The following is a 24,784-nucleotide window of genomic DNA, read 5'->3' on the forward strand; positions in this document are numbered from 1 at the left end:
CCTTTTTAAATGGCGTTACTGTAATTGAACCTAGTAATGATTTATGTCAGAAAGTATACAAATTAGTTCAAGCACACAAAATTCCAGAAAGCTCTGTTTACTATATTGATCCAACTAATCCAGATACAAAAAACATAAACATTCTGCGTGGGCCAGTTGATAAGGTAGCAGAAGTGTTCGCGATGGTTATTCAAGGTTTATCTGAATCAAACAATGCATTCTTTGAGCAAGCACAGCGTAACCACCTTAAGCAACATATCTATTTATTAAAGCTGCACAACCCGCAAAAAGATGTAACCTTCGATGACTTGATAGAGATGTATGATGATGTAGAACGTGTCCATCGTATGCATAAACTGTTAAAAGTACAGGTGGAAAAGTTATACGATTTTGTTCAAACTGGCGCTGCTTCCCGGGATCAGAACAACGAATATAAAATTATAAAAGGGATAGACGAGTGGTTTGATAATACCATTCGAGAAAAGACAGACTCTCAAGGTGAACCAGCGGTTTATAAAAAAGGAAAATACCGCGGACATCCCATGCATTATGATAGAGAAGAAGAATATGTAAAAGGATTACGTAACATCTTAAAAGACCTTGCTTCAAACGTACTGATACGACGTGTTTTATTTGGAAAATCCGATTTTGATTTCGATGTCCACTTAGAGCAAGGTGGTATTTTACTAGTGAACACGGCAAAAGGGGAATTAGCCGACCTTTCTAACGTATTAGGAAAATTTGTCTTACTTAGTATGCAGAATGCTGTATTCCGTAGAGAACCAAACTTATCACCGTACCATCATATTATTGTCGATGAATTTCCAGATTACGTTGTGCGCCCGTTTAAAGAATTCCCTGCACAATCTCGTAAATATAAAGTTATCCTGACAATTGCAAGCCAAACACTATCTCAATTAGCTCTCGATTTCACAGAGCAGTACATGTTTACCTTGCTGGGCTCATTCCGTAACAAAATGATATTTGGAGATGTTACGCCATATGATGCAAAGATATTCTCTGACATGTTTGGCGAAAAAGAGGAATTTAAAGAATCTGAATCTGAACAAGGTATTTCTCCTATGCAAGAGAATCCCGTTAGTCGCTTAGGATCAACCTATCAAAAAACAAAAGAAGTGGTTATGTCGCCAGGGGATATTATGGCACAAGGTGCATTTATTTGTGCTGCTCGTATCGTACAAGATAATCATGTGCAGCCTGTACAACAAATCACAAGTAATTTTGTACCCAAAGAAGAGTTTGCTAAAGCGATTATTCAAGTTGACGAAAAACTAGGGCAATATTGGGRAAATGAGCGTCTCMTTCTAATYAAGGAWTCTATTAMTAAAGCAAATCCAATGAAGCACGTAGATGCAGAGAATATGAARACAATAGAACCATTACCACCTATACAGAATGATACGATGGAGCAGAACAATTCTATAGGAACAGACGAGGGACAACAGCACATTGTCTCATTGGATAATTATAAGGAGAATAAATCTGAACCTGAAACAAAAGAAGTCGAAGATATAGTTGTATTAAATACATCCATTGCTAATGAACAACAGACAAGCCACAACGAGAAAGATGAAGAGGACACTTCTCTATATGAAGAGATTAAAAGCTTCGTAATTGAATCACAGCAAGTCTCGCCATCCCTGCTGCAAAGAAAATTTAGGATTGGCTATATGAAGACAGCGCGATTAATTGAGAAGTTAGAACAAAATCTAGTTGTCAGCTCCTATACAGGAAAAGAACCTCGTAAAGTTCTAATTTCAAAAGACAATAGTAGTCCACTATCGCCAGAGGCGTCTGATATAAATTCTACCGTCTTGTACGAAACAAATTCCGATAAAAGTATTCCTCAAGAAGTAGCCATTCCAAGCGAAGACAAGGAGGCCGCGCTTGAAGAGACAAGCTTTTTTAAAGATATCTTATATGATGATGTTGTAATTTTTGTGAAGCAATCCAGGGCGGCTTCCCTATCGGCATTGCAGGATAAATTTAATATTGGTTCTACACGTGCCTCACGCTTACTAGATGCCTTACAACGTCATGGAGTCTTAAATGACATAGACACGCAACAAAAGTTGGAATGTGTAACACCTGAAATACATGAAGAGGTAGTTGAAGAAATAATCAAGGAAGTAATTGAGCTAAAGCCAGAGGATATAGTAGATTCCTATGAAATAGATATGGATGTGGCCGAACTTAACAAAGGTTTATCCATTTCTATAATGGAACAAGAGTGGAACACAGATGCTTCAATTGAGACGGAGCTTTCAATTAAAACCGAACCATTCCAAGAGGAGTTACAAGAAGAAGTAAATACACTGCAAATAGCGGAAGAATCAGAAACAGATATTGGTGAAAAGCTGATTCCAGTTATAGAAGCAGTAGATTTTACAGAAGAAAACAAACTAGATGACGAAGTTGCAAAAGTTTACGAATCAATTAGTGCTACTGTTCATAAAAACTTAGAAAAAAACATGGTAGAAAACACAAAAAACACTGAAGAGCAACRAGAGTATAGCCSTATGACCTATAAAGAACGTCAAGAACKYCTMAARRCTCAACAGAAAAATAAGTATAGTGGTGCACAGCCACTGTCATATAGAAATGAACAACCTAAGAAAAATACATCTAACGTGATGAGTAAGGAATTAAACGATATATTTGATTAATATAGCCTTTCAATTAGAACAATACTTTGAAATTAATGAGAGATGTTGACTTGTAATAAAATCACGATGTTATTAAAAAAGCTTTATTGCCGATTAATAAAAGAGTTGTTGCTAAAGATGGTGTGAATTGGAATTTMACTCCATCTTTTTTATCTTGTTATAATGAATATAATGATATTTATATTTCACAATCAAATAGGAGGAATAAATGATATGTTAGATAAATTAAAAAATCATTTTAAAGATGTAAATTTAGTGTGTTCACAATGTGATAAAACAATCGAACATGGTGAACGATTTGCAGTTTCTTTAGTATTACCTGAAGAAAAAAATATGCCTGTTGGACAATTAGATAAAGTATTAGCTAAGAGAGCAAACGAAATTTTATGTAGTAAATGTAGATAATTTTATAAAAACACTATATGTATGCACAAATATAGAAGTTATTTTAATCAAATTTTTTACTGTAAAATAAGAGTTTGGGTACATTATTTAATCAAACTTTAATTCAAAGCTACAAGAGATTTGCCAGAAAACATTTGAAGTTGAACCAAATAACACTTGCATAAATTTCTTAATACCATTATATTAAAATTAATAATTATATAAATAAAACATAACTTACGTGAAGGACACACCTTACGTACCATTCCAACGGTACAGGTGTGTCCTTTTTTACGTTCTAGGAGGAAAAATAGAATGACAGTAGAGAAAGAAACAACACACGTTGCAGAAGAACTAGGGATGGCTTTTGGACAAGAAATCACAGTAGGAGACACACAAGTAGAAACAAACTTTAATCAATTTGAGCGAGTACGTGAGCATGAATTAGAAGAGTTAGCTCGTATGAAACGTGAACGTATTATAGGTAAAGGCTTAATTACAGTAGTCTCTGAAAAGTTGTTCCCAACTAAAAATGGTAAATCAGAACGCATACCCGTACTTACGATGCAAATTGGTACCCATACAACTGCATACTGCCCAATTACAGAGGCAGGGATAACAATTCCTAAAAATCCTCAATGGCTAGTTGGTAGAACAAAACCTGTTATCATTGAGCATTTCCAAAAGACAGAGGAAGGGAACTTTGCTGTTGTATCAATCACAGCAGGAGAGCTCGCATTACAAAAAAGATTATATGATGAAGTAACCTCACAAGGTGGGAATAAAGTATACACAGGAACAGTTTCAGGTCATATTCCAACTGCACAAACCGTYCTGGTTGAAGTCCATGGTGTAACTATAGGGGTAAGGTACTCACATTGGTCACATTCATTTGTACGTCCGGAGGATATTATTATTGGTGATGTTGTAGAGCTCATTATCGATAAAGTATTAGAAAAGAACGGCCGCTATGAATTTAGAGGAAATAAAAAGAAACTAGAAACAGATCCAATGGAAAAGCTATTAGATCTTAAGAAGCGACGTGACCGTTTTGTAGGTAAAATTGTAGGTGTAGATGCCATTGCTGGTATTTTCGTAGAAGTTGCACCTGGTATTCAATTTAAAGGATTAAAGAGCCGTAATCTTGCTAATCCAACTCCAGAAGATGCAATTAACCAAACAATCGTTACATGTGAGCTGCTTAATATTGATCCAAAAAATCGCAGAGGAACTGTACGTATTTTAAATTATCCTCAAGGCCAAAGTAAAAAATCTAGTTCTGCAATCTTTCAATTTTAATGAATGACTATGCGTACAATAGAGAATCAAATGTCTYCATATYTCCCTTCMRTYCCACATTTAWCAARTGAGGAYGCACARGGACTTCAGGTATATCGRATACATAGTCTGGATAAAACCTATGTATTCCATTCCTATGACGAATTAGTTACGTTTAAGCAGCGTTTAACAGAAGAACAGCATGCAATACTAACTTTCATCGGTATTCATACATCTGTTCGTTTTAATCATTTATTATATCTATTCAAAGATAAGTTTTCGCGTAAGAGAATTAATGATGCACTTCAAGGACTACTTTACTATCGTCTCATTGAAAAATGGCAAGTAGAGATTTTTGATATGGAAATTCTTGAGGAGGCTTATACGTTATCCGATAATGGGTTTAAGCTCTTAAAGTACTGGCAAGGAAATATGTTTTACTTTGCTCCGGAGCGCCTTGATAATCACGGCAAATACGTTCACCTACGTTATTGGCATGATATAGACTTACTCTGCCATCTACGCTATGCTCCGTCCTATGTGTATACTCCACCTTATTATCAGATACAAAGRAWCGATTAAAGCGRATTATCGCTAGATGGAAGRCTTTTGTAGAGTCMGGGAAAGATGTTATTATGCAAGACTTAGGGAATAATCCTACAATCTTAGTTRTTTATGTTTCTACTGAAAAACAGGCAAARCAAATTAATAATGAWMTACTACTTGATTTAATYCMTGGTAAAGTATTGCTWTGTATAGGAGAAACCTTACATTCTCAAGGATTACAACATGCTTTTTATCAGCCTCTTGCAGAAGGGGAGATTAAACAATTAAATACAAAGCTATTCGCAACAAACTAAGCCACCCTTACAAGCTATTGCTTTCTTTTAATGGGTGGCTTGTTTACTTTAACAAATAGAGATGATTTGCGTGTTTTATCATTTGAAATCATCAAAAACCACGATGTTATCGGTATAGAAGATTTGCAAGTATCGAATATGCTAAAGAATCATAAGTTAGCAAAAGCAATTAGTGAGGTATCATGGTCACAGTTTYGAACCATGTTGGAATATAAAGCRRAATGGTACAGCAAACAARTCATTGTCGTATCGAAAACATTTGCTTCAAGCCAATTATGTTCTTGTTGTGGATATCAAAAYAAAGACGTTAAAAAYCTMAACCTACGTAAATGGGACTGCCCTTCTTGYCKTACACAYCATGATAGAGATATTAACGCAAGTATCAATCTAAAGAATGAAGCAATAAAGCTTCTAACCGCAAGGACTGCGGGGATAGCCTAATAAATTAGAGTTCGATAGAACTCTTTACTTTGGAATCCTCCACTTCTAAACGAAGTGAAAGTGGGGGTAGTTCAATGCTTTGTATTCGCTGCTTAAACTCTTTCGGTAAACAGTTATTTTCTTTTTTAAACAACTTATAAAACTGTGACATGTTTGCAATTCCAACTTCGCATCCGACATCTGTAATACTAAGGTCACTTGTTATTAATAAACTTTCAGCTTGTTTGATGCGCTTATAATTCACATAATCTAAAAAGGAAATACCCATAATTCTTTTAAAGTATTTGATGAAATAATGATAGCTTAAATTTATTAATGCACATGCTTTGGTTACGGTTATCTTTTCTCCTAAATGATCTTCTACATAATCAAGTACTGGTTTTAAACGAGCAAAGTCGTCTTGTTCACTATAATTTAATATGTTATGTGTGTCGTTTCTTACTAGTAATAAAAGTAATTTCTTAATGGCAGCACTAATTGCGATTTCATATCCGTTCATTTTCATTTTTGATTCTGTAAAGATTTCTGTAATAAGAACATAAGCCTCATGTTTCACCACTTCATTTTGTTCAAAAATATAGTTTAACTCATTTAAGGATTTTGTTTGTTCTGAAAAGCAATGTAAATATTGTATAATGCTTCGGTCAAAGTGTTGTTTTAAATTTACTTGAAACACAACGTAGTGTAACGAACCTGCAGAAGGTTTATGTGACCGATGCAACTCAGATTTCCCAAAAATAAAAACATCTCCAGGGCCAAGAACAATATACTTATCTTTATTTTGTATACCTAAATCTCCTTCTATAATTGCTAGAAACTCAATCTCTTCATGATAATGCCAAGGGGCACTCTCAATTTGATTATTATAAGAGGTTTCCATAACAATGTCCCAGACCTTTAAAAATAGTAATGGATTTTGATAAATAACCTTTTCTTCAATTGCTTCAGCAAGCTTATTACAAATCCCTTCTGACATAGACGTTTACACCTCCTTATTAGCAATATAACACCTTTATCAAAATGCGATAAGTAAGTTGCCTTATTTCTTATAGAAAAAGGCAACTTTTGATAAAAACATAACGATATATAGCATATTTTTTCAGTAAAAAAATTTCTATAATAATTTCAAATCAAGCAAAAGGAGGATATGACAGTGAATATTTTAAAAGTAGGTGTTATTGGCTGCGGAAGCATCGCGCAGTATCGTCATTTACCAGAATACGAAGCAAACCCATATGTACAGATTGTGGCTGTTTGTGACAGTAATAAAAAGCGCGCAAAAGAAGTTGCCAATAAGTATGGTGTAAATATGTACACTGACTATAACGAGCTTATCAATTGTGAAGAGTTAGATGCAGTGAGTGTATGTACACCAAATGATTTACATGCATCAATTTCTATCGTTGCTTTACAATCAGGTATCCATGTACTATGTGAAAAGCCAATGGCGACGTCAAAAAAAGATGCGGAAATGATGATTGAAGCTGCTGAAAAAAGCGGTAAAAAGTTAATGATTGGTCATAACCAGCGATTTGTTACTTCTCACCAAAAGGCAAAACAATTGATTGAAAATGGAGAAATCGGAAAAATATATAGCTTCCGTACAGCATTTGGTCATAGTGGTCCTGAAAATTGGAGTGTAGATGGAAAAGAGAGCTGGTTCTTTAAAAAAGATGAAGCGTTTCTTGGTGCAATGGGTGATTTAGGTGTACATAAAGCGGATTTAATTCGGTATATTCTTAATGAAGAAATTACAGAAGTTGGTGCCTTTGTTGAGACGAGCGCAAAAACATTTTCGAATGTAGATGATTGTGCTGTATGTATGTTGAAAAGCGAAAGTGGCATTATCGGAACACTTGCAGCAAGTTGGTCTTACGTTAGCAAAGAAGATAATTCAACAATTATTTATGGTGAAAAGGCCACTCTTCGACTAGAAGATGATCCGACTTACTCACTCATTCTTCAATATAAAAATGGTGAAGTTGTAAAATATGAGCTTGATAAAATTCAATCGAATGCTGCAGTTGGTCAAAGTAATTCACATGTAATTGAGCAGTTTGTAGAGTCTATCCTTTCTGATAAAGAGCCGTTAATTAATGGTGTAGAAGGAATGAAATCGTTAGAAGTCATTTTAGCAGCCATACAATCCAGTGAAACAAAACAAATTGTTACAATTCCATTTTGAGAAAAGGTGAAGACATGAAGAAACTACGCATTGGAATAATAGGGGCCGGAGGAATTGCACAAGGTCGCCATATCCCTGCATTTGTAAAGTTACATCAATATTGTACGATTACGGCTATACATGATAGAAACATAGAACACGCAAAACAAATCGCTGAAACATATAACATTCCTTATGTATTTGAAACGTATGAAGAAGTCTTTAAAGAAGTTGATGCTGTTTGTATTTGTACACCTAATAAGTTTCATGCTGAGATTTCTATCGCAGCATTACAAGCAGGGAAACATGTATTATGCGAAAAACCGATGGCTTTAACAGCGGCAGAATGCGAAAAAATGATAGAATCTGCAAAAAACAACGGTAAAAAACTTGCTATCGCTTATCATTATCGTTACATGAAAGAGTCGCAAGTTGCAAAACAAATGATGATAGGTGAGATTGGCACACCTCTTGTTGTTCGTGTAAAAGCACTCCGTCGCCGAAAAGTACCAGGCTGGGGCGTTTTCACAAATAAAGAATTACAAGGCGGAGGAAGTTTAATAGATTACGGTTGTCATCTTCTTGATTTAGCACTTTGGTTAATTGGAAATCCAAAACAAACAGAAGTCATTGGTAGTGTCTATAATGCCGTTAGTAAGCAACCAAATCAAGTAAATATGTGGGGAGAATATGATTATAAAACGTTTCAAGTTGATGATCATGTTACCGCATATATAAAGTTTGAAAATGGGGCATCATTGTTATTTGAAACTTCTTGGGCAGCAAATATTAAAAATGATGAAGAACATGTGAGTATTTCCGGAGTAAACGGTGGAATAAATGTTTTTCCAATTGAATTATATACAATAAAACATAATATGATATTAAATAGTGAACCAGTCTGGATAGCAAATAACGGCGATCCTGGAATTTTGCAAGCAGAAAACTTTGTAAAAGCTTGCTTATACGATGAAGAATTAATTGTAAAGCCTGAGGAATCGCTGCAAGTATCGCAAATTATTGATGCAATTTACGAAAGTAGTAACACACATGAAGAAGGGACGGGAAGATAAATGAAATTAGGAGTATTTACAACACTTTTCTCTCACATGGAATTTGAAGAAATGCTTGATTATGTACAAGCAGCCGGTTTGCATGCAGTAGAAATTGGTACAGGTTGTTATCCTGGAGGTTCGCACTGTAACTTAGATGTATTATTAGAAAGTGAACAAGCCAGAAGCGTATATATAGAACATGTACAAAAAAGAGACTTAATCATTAGCGCTTTTAGTTGTCACGGAAATCCATTATCCCCAGATGCTGCTTTTGCAACAGAATCTCATGAAACATTGTTAAAAACCATTCAACTAGCTTCACTACTAGACGTACCTGTTGTGAATTGTTTTTCAGGCGTAGCAGGTGACCATGAAAGCGCAAAATACCCGAATTGGCCTGTTGCACCATGGCCAAATGAATACAATGATATTTTAAAATGGCAATGGGAAGAAAAGCTCATTCCTTATTGGAAACAAGTTGGTGAATTTGCAAAAGAACATGGTGTAAAAATTGGTTTAGAACTTCACGGTGGTTTCTTAGTACATACGCCATATACATTACTAAAACTACGTGAAGAAACATGCAATGCGATAGGTGCTAACTTAGACCCTAGTCATTTATGGTGGCAAGGAATTGACCCTGTCGCTGCTATTAAGTTATTAATGAAAGAAAATGCAATTTATCACTTTCATGCAAAAGACACTTACATCGATCAAGATAATGTAAATATGTATGGTTTAACAGACATGCAGCCCTACGGTGAACTGAAAACAAGAGCTTGGACATTCCGTTCTGTTGGCTGTGGTCATAGCTTAGAAGAATGGTCGCAAATGATGAGTGCACTTCGTACATATGGATATGATTATGTTGTAAGTATCGAACACGAAGATCCCCTCATGTCTATTCAAGAGGGATTTAAACGTGCCACAAAAAATCTTCAATCTATTTTAATTGAAGAAAACCCTTCACAGATGTGGTGGGTGTAACTTCGTTTAAAAAAGAAATAAGTAACATTTTTTTCAGAGAAGCCATTCGTAAAAGAATATTAGCTTCTCTTTTTTTAAAAGAAACGTTTAAAAAAGGACGAAATATTCAAAAATAAATTACGAAAACTAATTATCCTGTATCTACCTCTATACAAAGTATGGATTTTACGAAATAATATTGTTTGATGCCTGTTTCAACAATAATGATATATGCAGATGTAATTATTGTTGAAATAGAATATGTAAGAAAGGAGTAATACATTGCTACGTATACAAAGAGGGTACATGTACAATCCAGATGATAATAAGGTAATTGTTAATGAAATTTTCTACGATGCTACATCAGAACAAAAGCTAGGAAGCAAAATGGGTGTGTTCGATGCGGTTAAACTACCTACTGCTATTTTTCAAAAGGTCCAAGAAACTGAAAGTATGTCCTACATGGAGACTGTTGAAGTTGAAGCAGAAACCATTAAAGAAATACTTTGTTATTTAGACCAACATCAAAAGCCAGAAAAACTATATTTTGAAATGCAGTAYATGAAGTAACACCAAGAAMTGAAAATAAGAGGGGATTTATAGCAGGGGAAACAGGGGTATTATTATACAATACATATAACATCTGCATAATAAATTCCTTCTTATCTTCATTTCATTAAAAACAATTGAATATAATATAAAAATAGTTTAATATAAATTTATATTTATTGTTTAATTGATTCCGTTTATTCCCACACCTTATGTGTTGTGGTTGAGTTGTAGAAGCAAGTTGTGTTCTTGTTTCAATTATGAAAGGGCTTCTTTGAGCCGATTAGTGTATATATAGCTTATTTTGCTATGCACATTTTAATCGACTTGAAGAAGCCCTTTTTGTGTTGTCTTTAAGTTAGGAAGCACATGTAAATAGACCTTCGGGGCTAATAATATGCTAAATGAAAAAGCACTTATTTTGTGATTTTTTTGTTTAATTAAGAGGAGAGATAAAATGAAATTTTACAAGATAGGAAGTTCGAAAGAGTTTATGAGAGTAATTTATGCTCGAAATTCATATGAGGCAGCTGGGTACTATTTATTAGAAACAAATCACAATTGTACAGACTTAAATGAGTTATTCATTCAAATAACGGGCCTCTCAGAGCATATTCAGGTTCTGTACAATGGTTATCCTGTTACTAAATTTTTACAAGAAATCTCTAAAGAGAAGCGCTTTACAACATGTCCTTGTACTGTAGTAGAGATACTAAACTAAGCAAGAATAAGAAGGCTAGATATTTAGGTATTATAACTAAAAAATACTGTGAAGAAATAGCACATGATTTGTGCTTTTTTTATTTGGAAAAGGAGATATTTATGATGAAACATGAACATGCAATTACATTAGATGAACTAGCATTATCACTAGGGGAACTTATATTAACCTTTCAAAATAAAGAAATCACCGAACCCATTAAAAGTCGTTTCCTGCACACTTAGGTGTACAATTTTCTTATAAAAAAGAATCGCAGGAATTCTATTTCTATTATGGAGAAAAACACTTACCAGGTCTTTATCGTCTCTTACTATTGTTAAAGATTTTTGAATTTGACAGCAAAGAAAGAGATTAATTTCTAATTTATAGTAAACTAGATAAAGAATGGAATATAAAAATTAAGAACTAGAGTATTTATATACGTAAGATACTTGTTGCAATGCTAAAAGCACAAGGGATTAGAATGTGAAACTTGAGAGGAGTACTTTAATATGATTACAGTTAACCGAGGATATATGTATGATCCAGATGATAATGAGGTCTTAATTACCGAAATTTATTATGAGGCTGCTACAGATACTAAATTAGGAAGTAAAATGGATAGCTTATCTTACGCAGTTATTCCTAATGAAATTAAAGAAAAAATAGAAGCAGCTGCTTCATTATCCTATATGGAAAGCATTGAGATGTCTCAGCAATTAGCTGTCGTATATCAAAATGAAATTAACATGTATGGAAAACCTGAAAAATTGTACTTTGAGTTAAAGAATATATAAGAGGGAAAAAGGCATTGGACGAATTTGTTCAATGTCTTTTTTATTAATCTGCAGAGGAGCATATATAATGAATGTTGTAACTGAAATTAAAACGAGTCTTTTGACAATTTGTGTAGGGGATGTTTTTAGCAATGGCCGTATGCCGTACCATCTAAAAGTTGTAAACATTGAAGTAAAAGATATGACGAAACCAGACGATGCGAAGATATTAGYCATGGGAATGAGGAACAGCTTAATCGCTGGTTATCTACCTATATAMCTGGCGATATCACGTCTTTTAGAGAATGGTTACTTCATRRTCATGCAGAAKCCATTCATCAACTYATAGMAMAGTWAAAAAAACAACAAAGYGCGTAAAGCTTTGTTTTATAGCAGGGAAACGAATGAACAGGATATGAAGTCTGTTCTTTTTTTATTACTTTTTTGGAGGGTAAAATTATGAAATTTACTATTAACCGTACTTTATTTATCGAAAAATTAGAGAAAGCTAATGCTACTGTAGACGTTAAAACAGCTCTTAAGCTCTTTAATCGTGAAACAAATTTACAWTTAAAGCTCATTAGTGATACACAGCTGTTAATACGTGGCGAAAGTATTATCTATCAGYCTAGATTACTAGCTGGTACATATCCTGATACGGCACGTATGGTRCCCGGCCAGTTCAAAAGTGAAATACAACTATCACTTAAAAACACGTTGGAACAGCTTTCTGCCTTTTCTTCACTAATCGTGCTTRCGTCAGAAGGAAAGGAAAGCATTCACCTTAAACCACAAAATTCTCAAGTAGGTACTGCAAGTGTAGAAATTCCATGTAATCAAGTAGAGGCATTTACATTGGCTTGTAATGTGGAATATCTGCTGCAAGCACTACAAACGATATCTTCTGAAAAAATCGCGATAAAAATGATTAGTAATCAGAGACCTATTGTGGTAGTGGGAGCAGAGGATACAATTCATTCTAATTTGCAGTTAATCCTACCGGTTCGTGTGTAATGCGGCATTCAAATGATTATGAATCACAGTGACTTCTTTGACTTATTACAGTCAAAAGAAGTCCTTCCTAATAATCAAGAACTTCGTCAATCYTTTGAATYGMTTATMAAYGGATTTATTGCRAACGAAATKCCTGATTTAGAAAACAGTGGTTATAACGGACAAGCAGTATGTGGAGTTAAATTGAATGGCGAGGTCATTCTTTCACCGCTTGGCGATTTATTTCCAGATGCTTTTACGAAAAAGAAACGGCTCCAAGTCAATTAAGTTGTTCCGAATTAGCTGCTTCAGAACCACAGCGCGTTATTACAAATAAGTTCGCTGCCATGACTGTTGCACAATTCGTCAACGAACTCTTTGATGAAGGTACTGTATCGAATCACTATATCATTTTCCAAGCTCAAAAAGCGTTTATGAAAGCTGCACCAATTGAGGAGTAATGATATAGGAGGGGACAAGATGAGAGTGTATCAATTAGATTCCACTCAATTACAACACACTTTAACACCAACAAACGTGTGTAATGGTGTTCTACGATACTATCAATATAAGAATTATGCGGTTGTATGTGTACTTAATTTATCAAAGCATACTACTGAAATGATTCCATTGCTTCTGGCTTGTATAGCAGAGGCTCTGATTCATTTCCATCCGGATTCTTTTTTAGCTAAGGATGAATCTAACCTCTTATATTGGTGTAGAAGGAATTTTAAAGGATTTCATARTATCTCTKRYGATGGATTCTTACAAGATTTCAARCAGGTATAYGAATGTTAYCAAGCATTGCAGAACGTTGGGAAACAAGAGAACAATATAAAAATAAATATGTAATAGCAGGGAGCAGAGAAACGCATGTATAATATAATCAAACGTCAATATAATTCAATTATCCAAGAGGTGATTCGGATTAACGAAGAAGTACAAAGGGAATTAAACCTATTAGTACAAAAAATTTGTGAAACCGTGTCTTCTGTCCAAAAAATTATCCTTTTTGGCTCTCATGCTTATGGCACACCAAATGAAGATAGTGATTTTGATCTTTGTATTGTTGTGGATGGTGTAGGAGCAAGAAAAAGGGAAGTCATTAACCGTATTAATTGGGGTATTTACGATGTAATGGAAACACCAGTTGATATTTTAGTGTATGGACCGGAAGAGTTTCAAGAACGTGCTAACCGCAATGTAACCATGGAGCACAAAATTGCACTAGAGGGGAAAGTTTTATATGAAAAATACTGAGGATCTAAAAGAGTGGCTATTCATTGCAAAATCTGATTTAGATTCTGCTAGGTACTTAACTCACATGAAACCTTTCCCTACTGCAATTATTTGCTATCATAGTCAACAATGTGTGGAGAAACTTCTAAAAGGATTTCTTGCACTAAACGGTAGACCAGTCCCTAAAACTCATAACCTTTTAATGCTGCACAAATYKTGTCGYARATTARATGAGRARTTCTCATTGATTTTAGAWCARTGCGTGCAGCTGAATGGTTATGCTACAGAMATTCGTTATCCGTATTTYGAAGCCCTTACCGTTCAAGATGGGTTAATGGCTATACAACATGCTCAAAAAGTAATGAGTTTTTATAAAGAGGCTTTAAACAAGCTAAATATAAATGAAATCGTAATCGATTAAGAATAGAGGAAATACGTAAAAGAGAGTGCCTTTAATGAGGGACTCTCTTTTTCTATCTAAAAAAAATAGAAATGACTCATCCAAAGGTGTTGGGTAAATACCCCATTCGAATAATATTAACTAAGATTATTTTTGTTAAATATTTAACCGTTTATAATTTCCCCACCATTCACGTGCAGAATTTGCCCTGATATGTAAGATGCATCATCAGAAGCCAAGAATACATAAGCAGGTGCCACTTCAAACGGTTGACCGGCTCGCTTCATAGGAACGTGGTCTCCAAATGTGGCAAGCCATTCTGGAGGCAAAGAAGATGGAATTAATGGCGTCCAAATTGGTCCTGGGGCCACACCATTAACTCGAATTCCTTTCGGTACCAGTGATAATGACAGCGAACGTGTAAATGAAACAATGGCTCCTTTAGATGAAGCGTAGTCAATTGCATCTTGATCTCCATGATAGGCACTAAGGGATGTTGTATTTATTATAGAGCTCCCTGAATTCATGTATGGAAGAGCGGCTTTCGTCAAAATAAACTGCGAAAAAATATTTGTGTGAAAAGTACTTGCTCGTTGGTTTGAATCTACATCAAGTAGATCGTTCTTTATGTATAGTACACCGGCATTATTCACCAAAATGTCAATACGACCATACTGGTGAATTGTTTGCATTACTGCTTGTTGGCAATGCTGCTCATACCCAATATCACCTGGAATGGTAATGCAACTACGACCATACTTTTTGACATAGAACTCCGTTTCTTTTGCATCACTATGTTCATTTAGGTATGAGATCGCTATGTCTGCACCCTCTTTCGCGAAGGCCACAGCGACAGCCCTTCCAATTCCACTATCCCCACCAGTTATAAGCGCTACCTTATTTATAAGTTTACMAGCTGGTTTATAATCGGGGTTATCAAATATAGGTCTAGGTATCATTAATGATTCAATGCCAGGTTTACTTTGTTGTTGAGGTGGGAAACCCATCATAATCACTCCTCTCTGAATTTTCATGTAATAAATGAAATTCTGGTATAGGTTATGATTATCATCAGGAAAATATATCCTCCACAAGGAATTAAATAGAGGAAGTGAAGGGGGGCTTAATACTGAGTGAAGAATAATGTACGACTATTTCATGAATATCGTTCCATAAATAGATATTTATATTTCTCAGCTGATATCTTAATATACAATTTATAATTTATTGTCTTAAACAAAGATAGTAAAATACAAAACATAAAAAATATATGGAGAAGTAACTCACTATGAGGGCAAAAATCGAAAATGGATGTAAAAACACTTTTGTCACAACAATGGGCAAGCTGCTTAGATGAAGAAGACTGGTTTCCGCCACTTGAAAAAGTGCTAAAGAATATTACTTTTGAAAAGGCAATTTGGAAACCGGAGGGGGAAATGAATTCCATTTGGGAATTAGTTTGTCATTTATTTTTCTATAAAAAGAGACTTCTGATGCGATTTCTTGGTAAAACAGCGAATGACCCCCAAGCAGAAGATAATGAATCTACATTTCGAAGACTATTTAACATCTTTTTATTGTAGTAAATGAACAAGAAAGAGGTTATTTACTACAGATTATCTAAACCATCAAATCAAAATGCGAGTTGTAAAGTGTTTAATTTACATGTAGAAAAATAAAAAACCACTTAGAGTGGTTTTTTAATCGCGCATTGCTCCTGCCTCACGGGAGGTCATTGCTCCTTGCCCTTGGCTAACATCTTTTTGAATTTCTTGTTTTACTTTTTGTGCATCAGTTCCCGCAAATTTTTGTTTCATATTAGAACCCAAATTTTCTTTGTCTTGTTGATTCTGTAGCATAAAAGTCCTCCTTTATTTCTTGATTTAACAATCCTATTATTTACAAAAACACTTAGTATATTCCAAGGATTCGATTGAAATTCACTTAAAATAAAGGGACTTTCGTTTGAATAATAAACATATATTCGTTGTTCAACTAACGTATGCGTTAGTTGAACATGACAAATGCTTTAAAAGATAGCCTGTATCAATAATTACTTGGTAATCATCGATACAGGCTTTATATTTCAATAACTAATCGTCTTTCTATATATTTAATTTAATATCCTTACTATCTTTACTGTTAATATTCATGTGTCTTTAATCTGTTGTATTGCTTTGAACGTGCTTGAGTTGAACTTGTTGTAAATATCGGAAAAATCTTTTTAGAGATATCTTAGTTTTGAATCCCATTCTACTTACCAATTCATCTTCATTTATTCCTTGTTTAATAAGACGGAGAATAAATGTATTCCTCATCTGCTGTGCAGAAATACGCCTATTTACCCCCGCACGTTTTACTTCAAGTCGTATCATCTTTTGAACAGCAACCTCAGACAATGCCTTTGGTGCATCGATTTCGTATACCCATCGGTATGTTCCCCGATTAAAGTCAAATGCAACAAAGAAGGGATTATCTGTATAYTGYCGAGGCCTTACTGGTTCCGGAATCRTTTTATAATATTTATATAGTTGTTTTGTATCCTCTCCCGTTAAAGAGATAGATCTAGTCATACCATTTTCCACTGGAACAATTAAAGTATTACTAGCAAACTGCATATGGCTCATATTAAGCTCTTGTAAAGACAAACCGTAGTTTACTATTAAATTGATTATACAAGCGTCTCTATCCATAATTARGRRGCGATAYTTAGCTTGTCTTTCTGTTAACCCCTTTGWTGATARTACARTTTGTTTTARAYGCYTTTCTTCCKCTTCAGTAATAAAATCAYTRTCAYTTAGTGATTGATCCGGAATTAAAGAGAGATGAATATCATTTAATGGACTAATTATCCCTAAAAACATGTGAAATTTCTTTAAAACAACCCAAATTCTGTGCCTTGTTTTGAGGGAATATTTACACTTGTTTTCTAACTCAGAGAAATAATCCTGATAATCTTTTTCAGATAGATTACTCCATGATTTGATATGAAAAAGTATCTCATTTACTTCTAACCATCTATAAAAATCTTTAATATCATATGCATAACGTTAGATCGTAGAATATTTTCGGCCTTTTTCATTTAAATAAGCAGAAAAATCTTCTAAGGTTTTCTCTAAGCTAATTGTCTTGTTCATTATAATCACCTAATTTCTTTGGGGATATTATAACARAAAATAGGTGAAAGACCTGCWACCGCCCTYTGCTACGCACGGTTGCTGGCATATCAAAAACGCAAACGGACAAACAACCCTTTGCATTTTTGATATGTTGATTATTATTTACAAAGCCAAATGAATAAGGCTATCATAATACTCCAAAAAGGGAATACTAATAATAATCCCCAAAAAATCCCTTTAAAAAATCTAATTTCGCTATATTCATTCATTGCTATATTGGTTGTATTCTTTAGTACGACCATGTTTAATCCTCCAATTATTAATTGATTATAAAATGAAAAAAGGACAAACCTCGTCCTGGTAGGGATACGTAGGTTTGTCCTTTTGTATGTGGGTAATGATATKTTTAATTACCATTATTATAACTGAATTAACAAATATTTTCAATTAGGTCAGACTTCTTATTAACAATCATACTAGTAATAATAAAATCTATTATAAATATATATCTTATATATTAAAAAGAAATAAAGATAAAACTTTTATAGGTTATCAAAAATAGGGAAAAGGCTTACTCCTACAAGGGATAATTTGATGTTAGAACGTAAAAAATCATAAATAGTAGAAAATGTATCCGTAGATTCAACGATTGTTAGACTTTCAATTCTACAAAAAAGCAGAAAGGAAATCATATGTTACTACATGAAATCGGAAAGAAATTGATACAAATCACATTATATTTATTCAACTGTGGAAATAGGGCTTATTTTCTTTATTTTGGTAAATGGAGCAGTATTTAGCGTCCAATTATCCACAATTTGTTCAGATAATGGAGCTATTTGTTAACATTACTCAGTATTTACACATAACTCACATTATTATTGATGATTTTTATTAGATAAATGCAACGACACTAGTATTCTCAAGGATATTGGGGAAATATTATTCACATTTGATCATATTTGTCCTCATATCCACTATTATTATAAATATCTTTCTGATTTTTTGTAGATATAAAATCGGATGTTTTACTACASRTGAAGAATATTCAATRTGTAGTGTGGAGATTCTTCTATAGGTAGAAGAAGATTTGTATAGAAATGTATAAAAAAAAGACTCCATTTTACATGAAGTTCTTCTGATTTGGTATTTATAAATAGAGTAGTAGAAAAGGGGTGTTAATGAAACAAACACGAATAGCCCTCYAMTTTCGATTTTTTCAAAAATAGAGAGCTCGTTGCTATTWTTTTATTTCATTGCRGTTAGCACCTGATCTGGAGCTGTTATTGTTACACCAGCACGTACTAAACGTTCGAAKGTACGCATAAACTCTAGTAAATTAAACTGYTTTGGYAGCTCAATAACACGAAGTTTTTCTTGTGGCAGCTTATCAATTGCCTCGATAAACCATTCACGTACATCACTTGGAATCGTGCGTTCTTTATGGCCACGAACTTTTAGTTTTTCACGCATTTCAATTTCTAAAGCGATATATGCATGGAGATTCACTCCCTGATCATATGCATATTTTCTAAATAACGTTTCTTCCTGGTATTTTAGATAATTACGGTGATAAGACTCTTCCGTCACTGGTACCGTAAACTTCTGCTTCAGTAGTGYATGCACATTTTTAAACATCTTCTTAATGTTGCSAAGAGAGTACATGGAATAATGTAGACCRAAATTAAAGACAGCTTGTTCACGGTCACTATTTCTCTCTTTTGGTAYATGYTGTGCAATAAGAGGGTAGATGCCTTCTTTCGCCGCTGTATCAAGAATTTGATATTGAGATGTTTGATGTAACAGTTTTTTCAATGTATATACAATTTTCGTTGGATATCCTTCTTTTCGATCAACCATGTCACGAAGCCCACGAATTACACCACGAATTTGACGATGACAAGTATGCTTTAATACATGAATGAACTTATTCATGTCTGCAGACAGTTCACCGATATTCATTTCTTGTAGAACTGATTCGATGAATTTTGCTTTACGAGCATAGGTAGCTTTTGGTGTAAATGGATCCCTGTGTTGCTCTTCTCCAGATTCTTTCGTACATAAGAAGTCCGAATGGATAGATAGATATAATGTTGTATATCGTTTTGTATGCTTTACACCTTTTTGCATTTTGCAAATTTTGAATAGGGGATTCCCCGTACACGGTAATGCAGTTGTTAATTCTTCGATAACCGCACGGATCTGGTGCGGATATTTTTTATGTAAGAAACGATACATTCCACCAAAGTGAGTTTTGTTACCTCTTTCGTCCTGCTTGTCCAAAGAACGCTTTAACGTTGTTTCTGTATGTTGTTGCATAGCAATGTCTAAGAACAGTTTCTTAGTTGCTACAGATAGCTTAAAGAAAGCCTTTGTAAATACAACAGGACTAATATATACGTATGGATTAGCCTTTTCTGTTTCTTCATTCATAAAATGAGTCAATTTGATTGTATATCGACCATCTACGCCATTTTCGATAGAGATTATGTTATGTATACTTAATTTCTTTAGAGCAATATAGAACTGAGAATGCTGGATGTATGCAAATTCTTCTTTATATTGCTTGTAATCTTCCCACATCATATGTATCGTTACATTTGGAATGACACCATTAGTAAAGCATTTTTTATGTAGATATAAGAACACTTCAAGATCTGCATTCGTAATACCATATAACTTATGTTTTCTTCCTGTTTTTTCTGCAAGTGCAGACATTGCTCGACGTGAAAAAGATGGTTTCGCTTGTTCGACAAAGCCTTCTACATCCGCAATACGTTCTTCGTATGTCATGTGCTGCAGAATATCTTCTAAATATGTATCTTTATAGCTGTAGTACTTCTCCTCAAATGTTGCAACAAACTTCTGCCAAGATTTTAGTGTAACTAAAACAGCATTTGTTGTTTTTCCATTTAAGCTACGCTGATTTTGAATAATAAATGATTTCCCCATCTTTTTCACCTCCGTTCTRCAAATTCAGAAATATATGYCAAAAKACTATAAAATATWCCAATTTTGATTATAGCAAATCGAAAATTGGCGAAAGGTGCTCCTTTAAGAAGAAAGATAGCAACTTGCAACAGCTTATAAAGCTAGGTGTATCAAGGGATATGAGAATTCTATTAATTTTTTTTGTGTTAAGGATACCGCAAACGTGTTGCAAGTTGAATTATATGTATAAGAATAAGTAAAAAGTCATCTCCCCACTTGATATATAAGGGATTAGATTGAAAATGACAAAAAAGTTAGGGTAAGGATACCGCAAACGTGTTGCAAGTTAAGAAGTATACTTATTAATCATAAATTATGCCGATTATCGTTGGTTTTATAGGTTTTATTAGAGTTGTATGAATTGAAATAGGGAAAGGATACCGCAAACAGTGTTGCATCTTATGCGAAAAATAAGGGAAAGGATACCGCAAACGTGTTGCAAGTTAAGTTATATGTAAATGAATAAGTAAAAAAACATCTAATCCCTTGATATATAAGGGATTAGAGTGAAAATGACAAAAAAGTTAGGGTGAGGATACCGCAAACATGTTGCATGTTATTGGCATAACTTGTTGCAAATATAATAAAATCACTTAGAAATTTAGAGAATAGCATGATTTTGTATGTAATTTACTAGCTTGAGAAATAAATTATACTGTTGCAAGTTGAACAAATAAGGGAAAGGATACCGCAAACATGTTGCAAGTTGTAGAGTCAGGGAGAGAAAAGCGCAAACATGTTGCAAGCTGTAGAGATAAGGAAAGAAAAGCGCAAAAAGAATGCAAGTAAAGAGAGATAGGGAAAAGAAAGAGCAAAGGTGTTGCAAGTTATAGAGTTAAGGAAAGAAGAGCGCAAAAGGAATGCGAGTAAAGAGGAATAGGGAAAAGAAAGAGCAAAGGTGTTGCAAGTTATAGAGTTAAGGAAAGAAGAGCGCAAAAGGAATGTTAGTAAAGAGGAGTAGGGAAAAGAGAGAGCAAAGGTGTTGCAAGTTATAGAGTTAAGGAAAGAAAAGCACAAAAGGAATGCAAGTAAAGAGAAATAGGGAAAAGAAAGAGCAAAGGTGTTGCAAGTTGTAGAATTAAGGAGAAGAAACCGCAAAACCTTTTGATTATCTGTTACAATAGATTAAATATAATAGTAGTACAGATTTTTATTATGAAAACCAATTTGTTGGGATCCATGGTCTAGGGAGGAATATGAAGTGGATAACTTATTACAAATGTTCCGAGATGCCTTGTTGATCTCTGAGCCAATTTATAAAACAAATGAGCCTTTATGGAATAAGTGGAATGCATACTTTAGAGATGTTGAAAAAAATAACAATAAAGTACTAACCTCATTATATGCTTCTCCCTCATTTACTGCATTAGTATCCTGGTTAGAGAAAAAGCAAGAATCCGGAATTACATTAGTACAAATTTATGCGAAGATTGATTCTTATAAGGAAGAAATATATAAGGAAATTGAAGAGTATATAGAAAAAGAATTTCAGAATGTAGCGCATTCAAATTCCATAATATTAGAAAATGATCAAAATATAGATAAGACAAATATAGTGAACCATGAGGATTATTACGAAGTAAATAATTCTGCTGTTTATTATAAATTAAGAGATGGAATTGCAAAGAATCAATTTGAAGAAGATGAAAAAAGTAAAGTCCTACAGTATCCCATTGAAACGAAGTCTTCTAATGGTGTAGCTCAACTTTCTTCACACAAAGACGAGGATTTAAGACTTACAAACACTGAAGAATCAGCTCGATGGAATACCCTTGTTGATGATGTAATGAGTAATATGGATGATTTAACGGCAGACTGTTTRGATGCAATTACAATACAGTGGATAAATGAGGCGAAATCTCCAGATGAATTCATCGATTTTTCATATGAGCAAGTTTTAGAGATGTGCAATATTCCAAAGACAGTCGTCAAAAATAAAGAATATTATCGAGCAGAAGATAAAATTAAAATAGCAAAGAGGATTGCGGCTTTAGCAAGTATTTTTATCTATTTAAATGATGATAATGAGGTCGTAGTACTAAACGATCGTGATGACGAAGGAGAACGAGTAGAATTAAAGCGTGAGGTTATTAAAAGGTTATTTGTTTTAGATTCGGTTGTATTGTGGAGACATAGTGTTACAAACGAATATATGGGGATTGAATCTTGTCGTATTAAGCCAGGTAGTTTTTTAACGAATTATTTATACGGATCAAATAATACAACAGCATTATTGTCTAAAAAGGCCCTTGAATACAATAGTTATAGACATAAATATCATAAAAGGTTAATTCGATACTTAACATGGCAATGGAGAATTAGACAAATGTATTCATCATTGAAAAAGCCCTATTCTATAGGAGGGGACAAGGGGCTACTAGCAGTAATGGATATTCCAAAAGATTGGAAGCCGAATCGTATTAGAGAACAGCTAGAGAATGTTTTAATGGATTTAGAAAATGAAAAAGTAATCTCTCATTGGGAGTATAGTGACCCGCTTGATGAACAACAAATTGGGAAACGTAACTGGTTTAAAAATTATTACGCTAACTTAGGGATAACTATTTTACCACCTGAGGAAATGCTACAGTCAATGGATAGTGGAATAGGAAAGAAATTTATAGAGGAACCACAAGAGCAATTACCTGTAGTGACAGTTGTTGAAGAAGTTAAAGAGACTGTAGAACCAGTCGAACAAAGAGAGAAGAAAATCCGTGATCAAATATTGAAAGTGCATAATGAAAAACATGTAAGTATTCGAGAAATAGCCGATGAAGTTAGTATTTCTCCGTCGACGCTATCTAGATTTTGTAATCACAAAACAAAACGATTGTCTAAAAAAGCATTAGAAAAGTTAACGAAATGGTGTGAGAGACAAGAAATACTAGAGAAGATGTAAAGTAGATTAAAAACTACTTTTTTATTAAGAAATAGCGAAAATGAAAATACACATACATTATGTATGTGTATTTTATTTAGCATAATAGATGATAGGAACCACCTACTGCATTTTAAAATGACTATTGATATTGTCTTGTGAGAATGAATTCATTTAATATATTAGTTAAAAGGGGGAGTATTGAAAATGAAATTAAATAATTGGGATGAAATTAGTATTGAAAAAAGTACAAGCATTGGTAAAGAAGAAATGGAGTTATTATTACTAGCTGATCCTTCATCAGAAGTAGTTAATGGATACCTTAAACAAGGGGACTGTTTTGTTTTAAAAAAGGATACTATTACTGTGGGGATTATGATTTTAATTCCTACTCGTCCTGAAACAATTGAAATTATAAACATAGCAGTTTCTGAAAAAGAACAGGGAAAAGGATATGGGAAATATTTGCTTGGGTTTGCTATAGACTATGCTAAAAAAGAGAAATATAAAACCATAGAAATAGGGACGGGAAATTCTAGCTTAATGCAATTAGGCCTTTATCAAAAATGTGGGTTTAGAATAACAAATGTGGATAGGGATTTTTTCTTACGCAATTATGAAGATGAAATATATGAAAATGGTATTCAGTGTATAGATATGATTAGGTTAACGCAATATTTATAAGAAAATTAAAAAGTAATCATATATCAAAAATCGTAACTCTCAGTTAATTGATGAGATGTTACGATTTTTTTGAATAATGAAAGCCTTCTCACATACTTCATTAAAAAATGAAGTATGTGAGAAGGCCTGAATCGAATTGTAAATTCTTTTACTGCAACGTTATTTTTTAGAAAAGGTATATCATTTATATTTTGAATTTAAAAATATTTCAAAATGTTTTTTTATTATTCAGATAGATGTTTTTCTATTAATTTCAATAAAAGGTAAAAACCGTAAAAATAGTGCAGTTAATAATAATTGAATACTCTTATTAACAAATTGATGAATTATATCTTTCGAATTAAAAGAGGGAAAATTCTTTCTTTTTTTAGGAAGGGTTTAAAAAAATGCAGATATAACAAGTATCATGTTGTTTTAATTATATGAGAATATACCGTTTTATAGATGAGTATTTTTATAATAACAAAATTTATTCTATATTGAGAAAGTGAAAAAAAGAAAAAAATTGATTGAATCCCATAAAATAACATGTGAACATTATAGATATAAGAAAACACCTCGAAATTCTAGGGGATTTTTTTTGTAGATTTAAATATGTATCTTATTAGGAGGAATGATAG

22 protein-coding genes and 4 pseudogenes are annotated in these 24,784 nt (G+C 33.5%); 20 read left to right on the plus strand and 6 right to left on the minus strand.

Annotated elements, in window-relative coordinates:
* The 5 genes and pseudogenes from AC1DJR_RS01515 to AC1DJR_RS01535 all read left to right on the plus strand — a co-directional run.
* Positions 1–2,687: DNA translocase FtsK (locus tag AC1DJR_RS01515; RefSeq protein WP_477001896.1), on the plus strand; the 2,687-nt coding region annotated here is incomplete at its 5' end.
* Between the two features lie 213 nt (positions 2,688–2,900).
* Positions 2,901–3,092 carry a hypothetical protein gene (locus tag AC1DJR_RS01520; protein WP_078205626.1) on the plus strand — a complete coding sequence of 64 codons (192 nt, stop codon included), beginning with the start codon at positions 2,901–2,903 and terminating at the stop codon, positions 3,090–3,092.
* Positions 3,093–3,386: 294 nt separating this feature from the next.
* Positions 3,387–4,370 (plus strand): RNA-binding protein, encoded by a 984-nt coding sequence (locus AC1DJR_RS01525; RefSeq protein WP_477001897.1) that lies wholly within the window; start codon positions 3,387–3,389, stop codon positions 4,368–4,370.
* A 9-nt stretch (positions 4,371–4,379) separates the two neighbouring features.
* Positions 4,380–5,209 (plus strand): annotated as a pseudogene (locus AC1DJR_RS01530) (hypothetical protein).
* A 66-nt stretch (positions 5,210–5,275) separates the two neighbouring features.
* Positions 5,276–5,650: an RNA-guided endonuclease TnpB family protein gene (locus tag AC1DJR_RS01535; RefSeq protein ID WP_477001906.1), complete on the plus strand. Its 375-nt coding sequence runs from the start codon at positions 5,276–5,278 to the stop codon at positions 5,648–5,650.
* Positions 5,651–5,654: 4 nt separating this feature from the next.
* Here the strand turns inward: AC1DJR_RS01535 and AC1DJR_RS01540 are convergent, their stop codons facing one another.
* Positions 5,655–6,626, minus strand: a complete 972-nt coding sequence (locus tag AC1DJR_RS01540) for an AraC family transcriptional regulator (RefSeq protein ID WP_341088011.1) — start codon at positions 6,624–6,626, stop codon at positions 5,655–5,657.
* Between the two features lie 177 nt (positions 6,627–6,803).
* Between AC1DJR_RS01540 and AC1DJR_RS01545 the strand changes: the two genes are divergently transcribed.
* From AC1DJR_RS01545 to AC1DJR_RS01600, 12 genes and pseudogenes are all read left to right on the plus strand, one after another.
* The gene (locus AC1DJR_RS01545) at positions 6,804–7,835 is read left to right on the plus strand and encodes a Gfo/Idh/MocA family protein (RefSeq protein ID WP_477001898.1); all 1,032 of its coding nucleotides are present in this window, start codon (positions 6,804–6,806) and stop codon (positions 7,833–7,835) included.
* Positions 7,836–7,849: 14 nt separating this feature from the next.
* Positions 7,850–8,887, plus strand: coding sequence for a Gfo/Idh/MocA family protein (locus AC1DJR_RS01550; protein ID WP_477001899.1), 1,038 nt, complete (start codon positions 7,850–7,852; stop codon positions 8,885–8,887).
* Positions 8,888–9,856, plus strand: a complete 969-nt coding sequence (locus tag AC1DJR_RS01555; RefSeq protein WP_078205631.1) for a sugar phosphate isomerase/epimerase family protein — start codon at positions 8,888–8,890, stop codon at positions 9,854–9,856.
* Between the two features lie 261 nt (positions 9,857–10,117).
* Entirely contained in the window at positions 10,118–10,405 is a 288-nt protein-coding gene (locus AC1DJR_RS01560; protein ID WP_016096929.1) for a hypothetical protein, read from the plus strand.
* Positions 10,406–10,841: 436 nt separating this feature from the next.
* On the plus strand, positions 10,842–11,105 hold the full coding sequence (locus AC1DJR_RS01565; RefSeq protein ID WP_215561185.1) for a hypothetical protein: 264 nt from the start codon (positions 10,842–10,844) through the stop codon (positions 11,103–11,105).
* Positions 11,106–11,596: 491 nt separating this feature from the next.
* Positions 11,597–11,881, plus strand: a complete 285-nt coding sequence (locus tag AC1DJR_RS01570) for a hypothetical protein (protein WP_016095224.1) — start codon at positions 11,597–11,599, stop codon at positions 11,879–11,881.
* A gap of 67 nt (positions 11,882–11,948) precedes the next feature.
* Positions 11,949–12,209 carry a hypothetical protein gene (locus tag AC1DJR_RS01575; RefSeq protein ID WP_477001900.1) on the plus strand — a complete coding sequence of 87 codons (261 nt, stop codon included), beginning with the start codon at positions 11,949–11,951 and terminating at the stop codon, positions 12,207–12,209.
* A gap of 176 nt (positions 12,210–12,385) precedes the next feature.
* Positions 12,386–12,874: pseudogene (locus AC1DJR_RS01580) on the plus strand (DNA polymerase III subunit beta); the annotation flags it as partial.
* A gap of 135 nt (positions 12,875–13,009) precedes the next feature.
* Positions 13,010–13,314: pseudogene (locus AC1DJR_RS01585) on the plus strand (ThiF family adenylyltransferase); the annotation flags it as partial.
* A gap of 19 nt (positions 13,315–13,333) precedes the next feature.
* Positions 13,334–13,705 carry a hypothetical protein gene (locus tag AC1DJR_RS01590; RefSeq protein WP_477001901.1) on the plus strand — a complete coding sequence of 124 codons (372 nt, stop codon included), beginning with the start codon at positions 13,334–13,336 and terminating at the stop codon, positions 13,703–13,705.
* A 21-nt stretch (positions 13,706–13,726) separates the two neighbouring features.
* Positions 13,727–14,113 (plus strand): nucleotidyltransferase domain-containing protein, encoded by a 387-nt coding sequence (locus AC1DJR_RS01595; RefSeq protein ID WP_016102723.1) that lies wholly within the window; start codon positions 13,727–13,729, stop codon positions 14,111–14,113.
* Positions 14,100–14,513: a HEPN domain-containing protein gene (locus tag AC1DJR_RS01600; RefSeq protein ID WP_477001902.1), complete on the plus strand. Its 414-nt coding sequence runs from the start codon at positions 14,100–14,102 to the stop codon at positions 14,511–14,513. The genes AC1DJR_RS01595 and AC1DJR_RS01600 overlap by 14 nt, the downstream gene beginning before the upstream one ends.
* 143 nt (positions 14,514–14,656) lie before the next feature.
* Here the strand turns inward: AC1DJR_RS01600 and AC1DJR_RS01605 are convergent, their stop codons facing one another.
* Entirely contained in the window at positions 14,657–15,499 is an 843-nt protein-coding gene (locus AC1DJR_RS01605; RefSeq protein WP_477001903.1) for an SDR family oxidoreductase, read from the minus strand.
* Between the two features lie 300 nt (positions 15,500–15,799).
* On the opposite strand from AC1DJR_RS01605, the gene AC1DJR_RS01610 reads away from it, so the two are divergent.
* Positions 15,800–16,075, plus strand: coding sequence for a DinB family protein (locus tag AC1DJR_RS01610; protein ID WP_235713508.1), 276 nt, complete (start codon positions 15,800–15,802; stop codon positions 16,073–16,075).
* 117 nt (positions 16,076–16,192) lie between these two features.
* Here AC1DJR_RS01610 and AC1DJR_RS01615 read toward each other — a convergent pair whose 3' ends face one another.
* From AC1DJR_RS01615 to AC1DJR_RS01630, 4 genes and pseudogenes are all read right to left on the minus strand, one after another.
* The gene (locus tag AC1DJR_RS01615) at positions 16,193–16,351 is read right to left on the minus strand and encodes a hypothetical protein (RefSeq protein WP_172805467.1); all 159 of its coding nucleotides are present in this window, start codon (positions 16,349–16,351) and stop codon (positions 16,193–16,195) included.
* A 300-nt stretch (positions 16,352–16,651) separates the two neighbouring features.
* Positions 16,652–17,629 (minus strand): annotated as a pseudogene (locus tag AC1DJR_RS01620) (tyrosine-type recombinase/integrase).
* A gap of 140 nt (positions 17,630–17,769) precedes the next feature.
* Entirely contained in the window at positions 17,770–17,913 is a 144-nt protein-coding gene (locus AC1DJR_RS01625) for a hypothetical protein (protein ID WP_429687456.1), read from the minus strand.
* A gap of 946 nt (positions 17,914–18,859) precedes the next feature.
* Positions 18,860–20,563, minus strand: a complete 1,704-nt coding sequence (locus AC1DJR_RS01630) for a hypothetical protein (protein ID WP_477001904.1) — start codon at positions 20,561–20,563, stop codon at positions 18,860–18,862.
* Positions 20,564–21,803: 1,240 nt separating this feature from the next.
* On the opposite strand from AC1DJR_RS01630, the gene AC1DJR_RS01635 reads away from it, so the two are divergent.
* Together AC1DJR_RS01635 and AC1DJR_RS01640 are read left to right on the plus strand one after the other, a co-directional pair.
* Positions 21,804–23,501, plus strand: coding sequence for a helix-turn-helix domain-containing protein (locus tag AC1DJR_RS01635; protein WP_477001905.1), 1,698 nt, complete (start codon positions 21,804–21,806; stop codon positions 23,499–23,501).
* A gap of 186 nt (positions 23,502–23,687) precedes the next feature.
* Entirely contained in the window at positions 23,688–24,164 is a 477-nt protein-coding gene (locus AC1DJR_RS01640; protein WP_113937384.1) for a GNAT family N-acetyltransferase, read from the plus strand.
* Positions 24,165–24,784: the final 620 nt, after the last annotated feature.

It is taken from the genome of Bacillus sp. 05T31 (assembly GCF_056396725.1).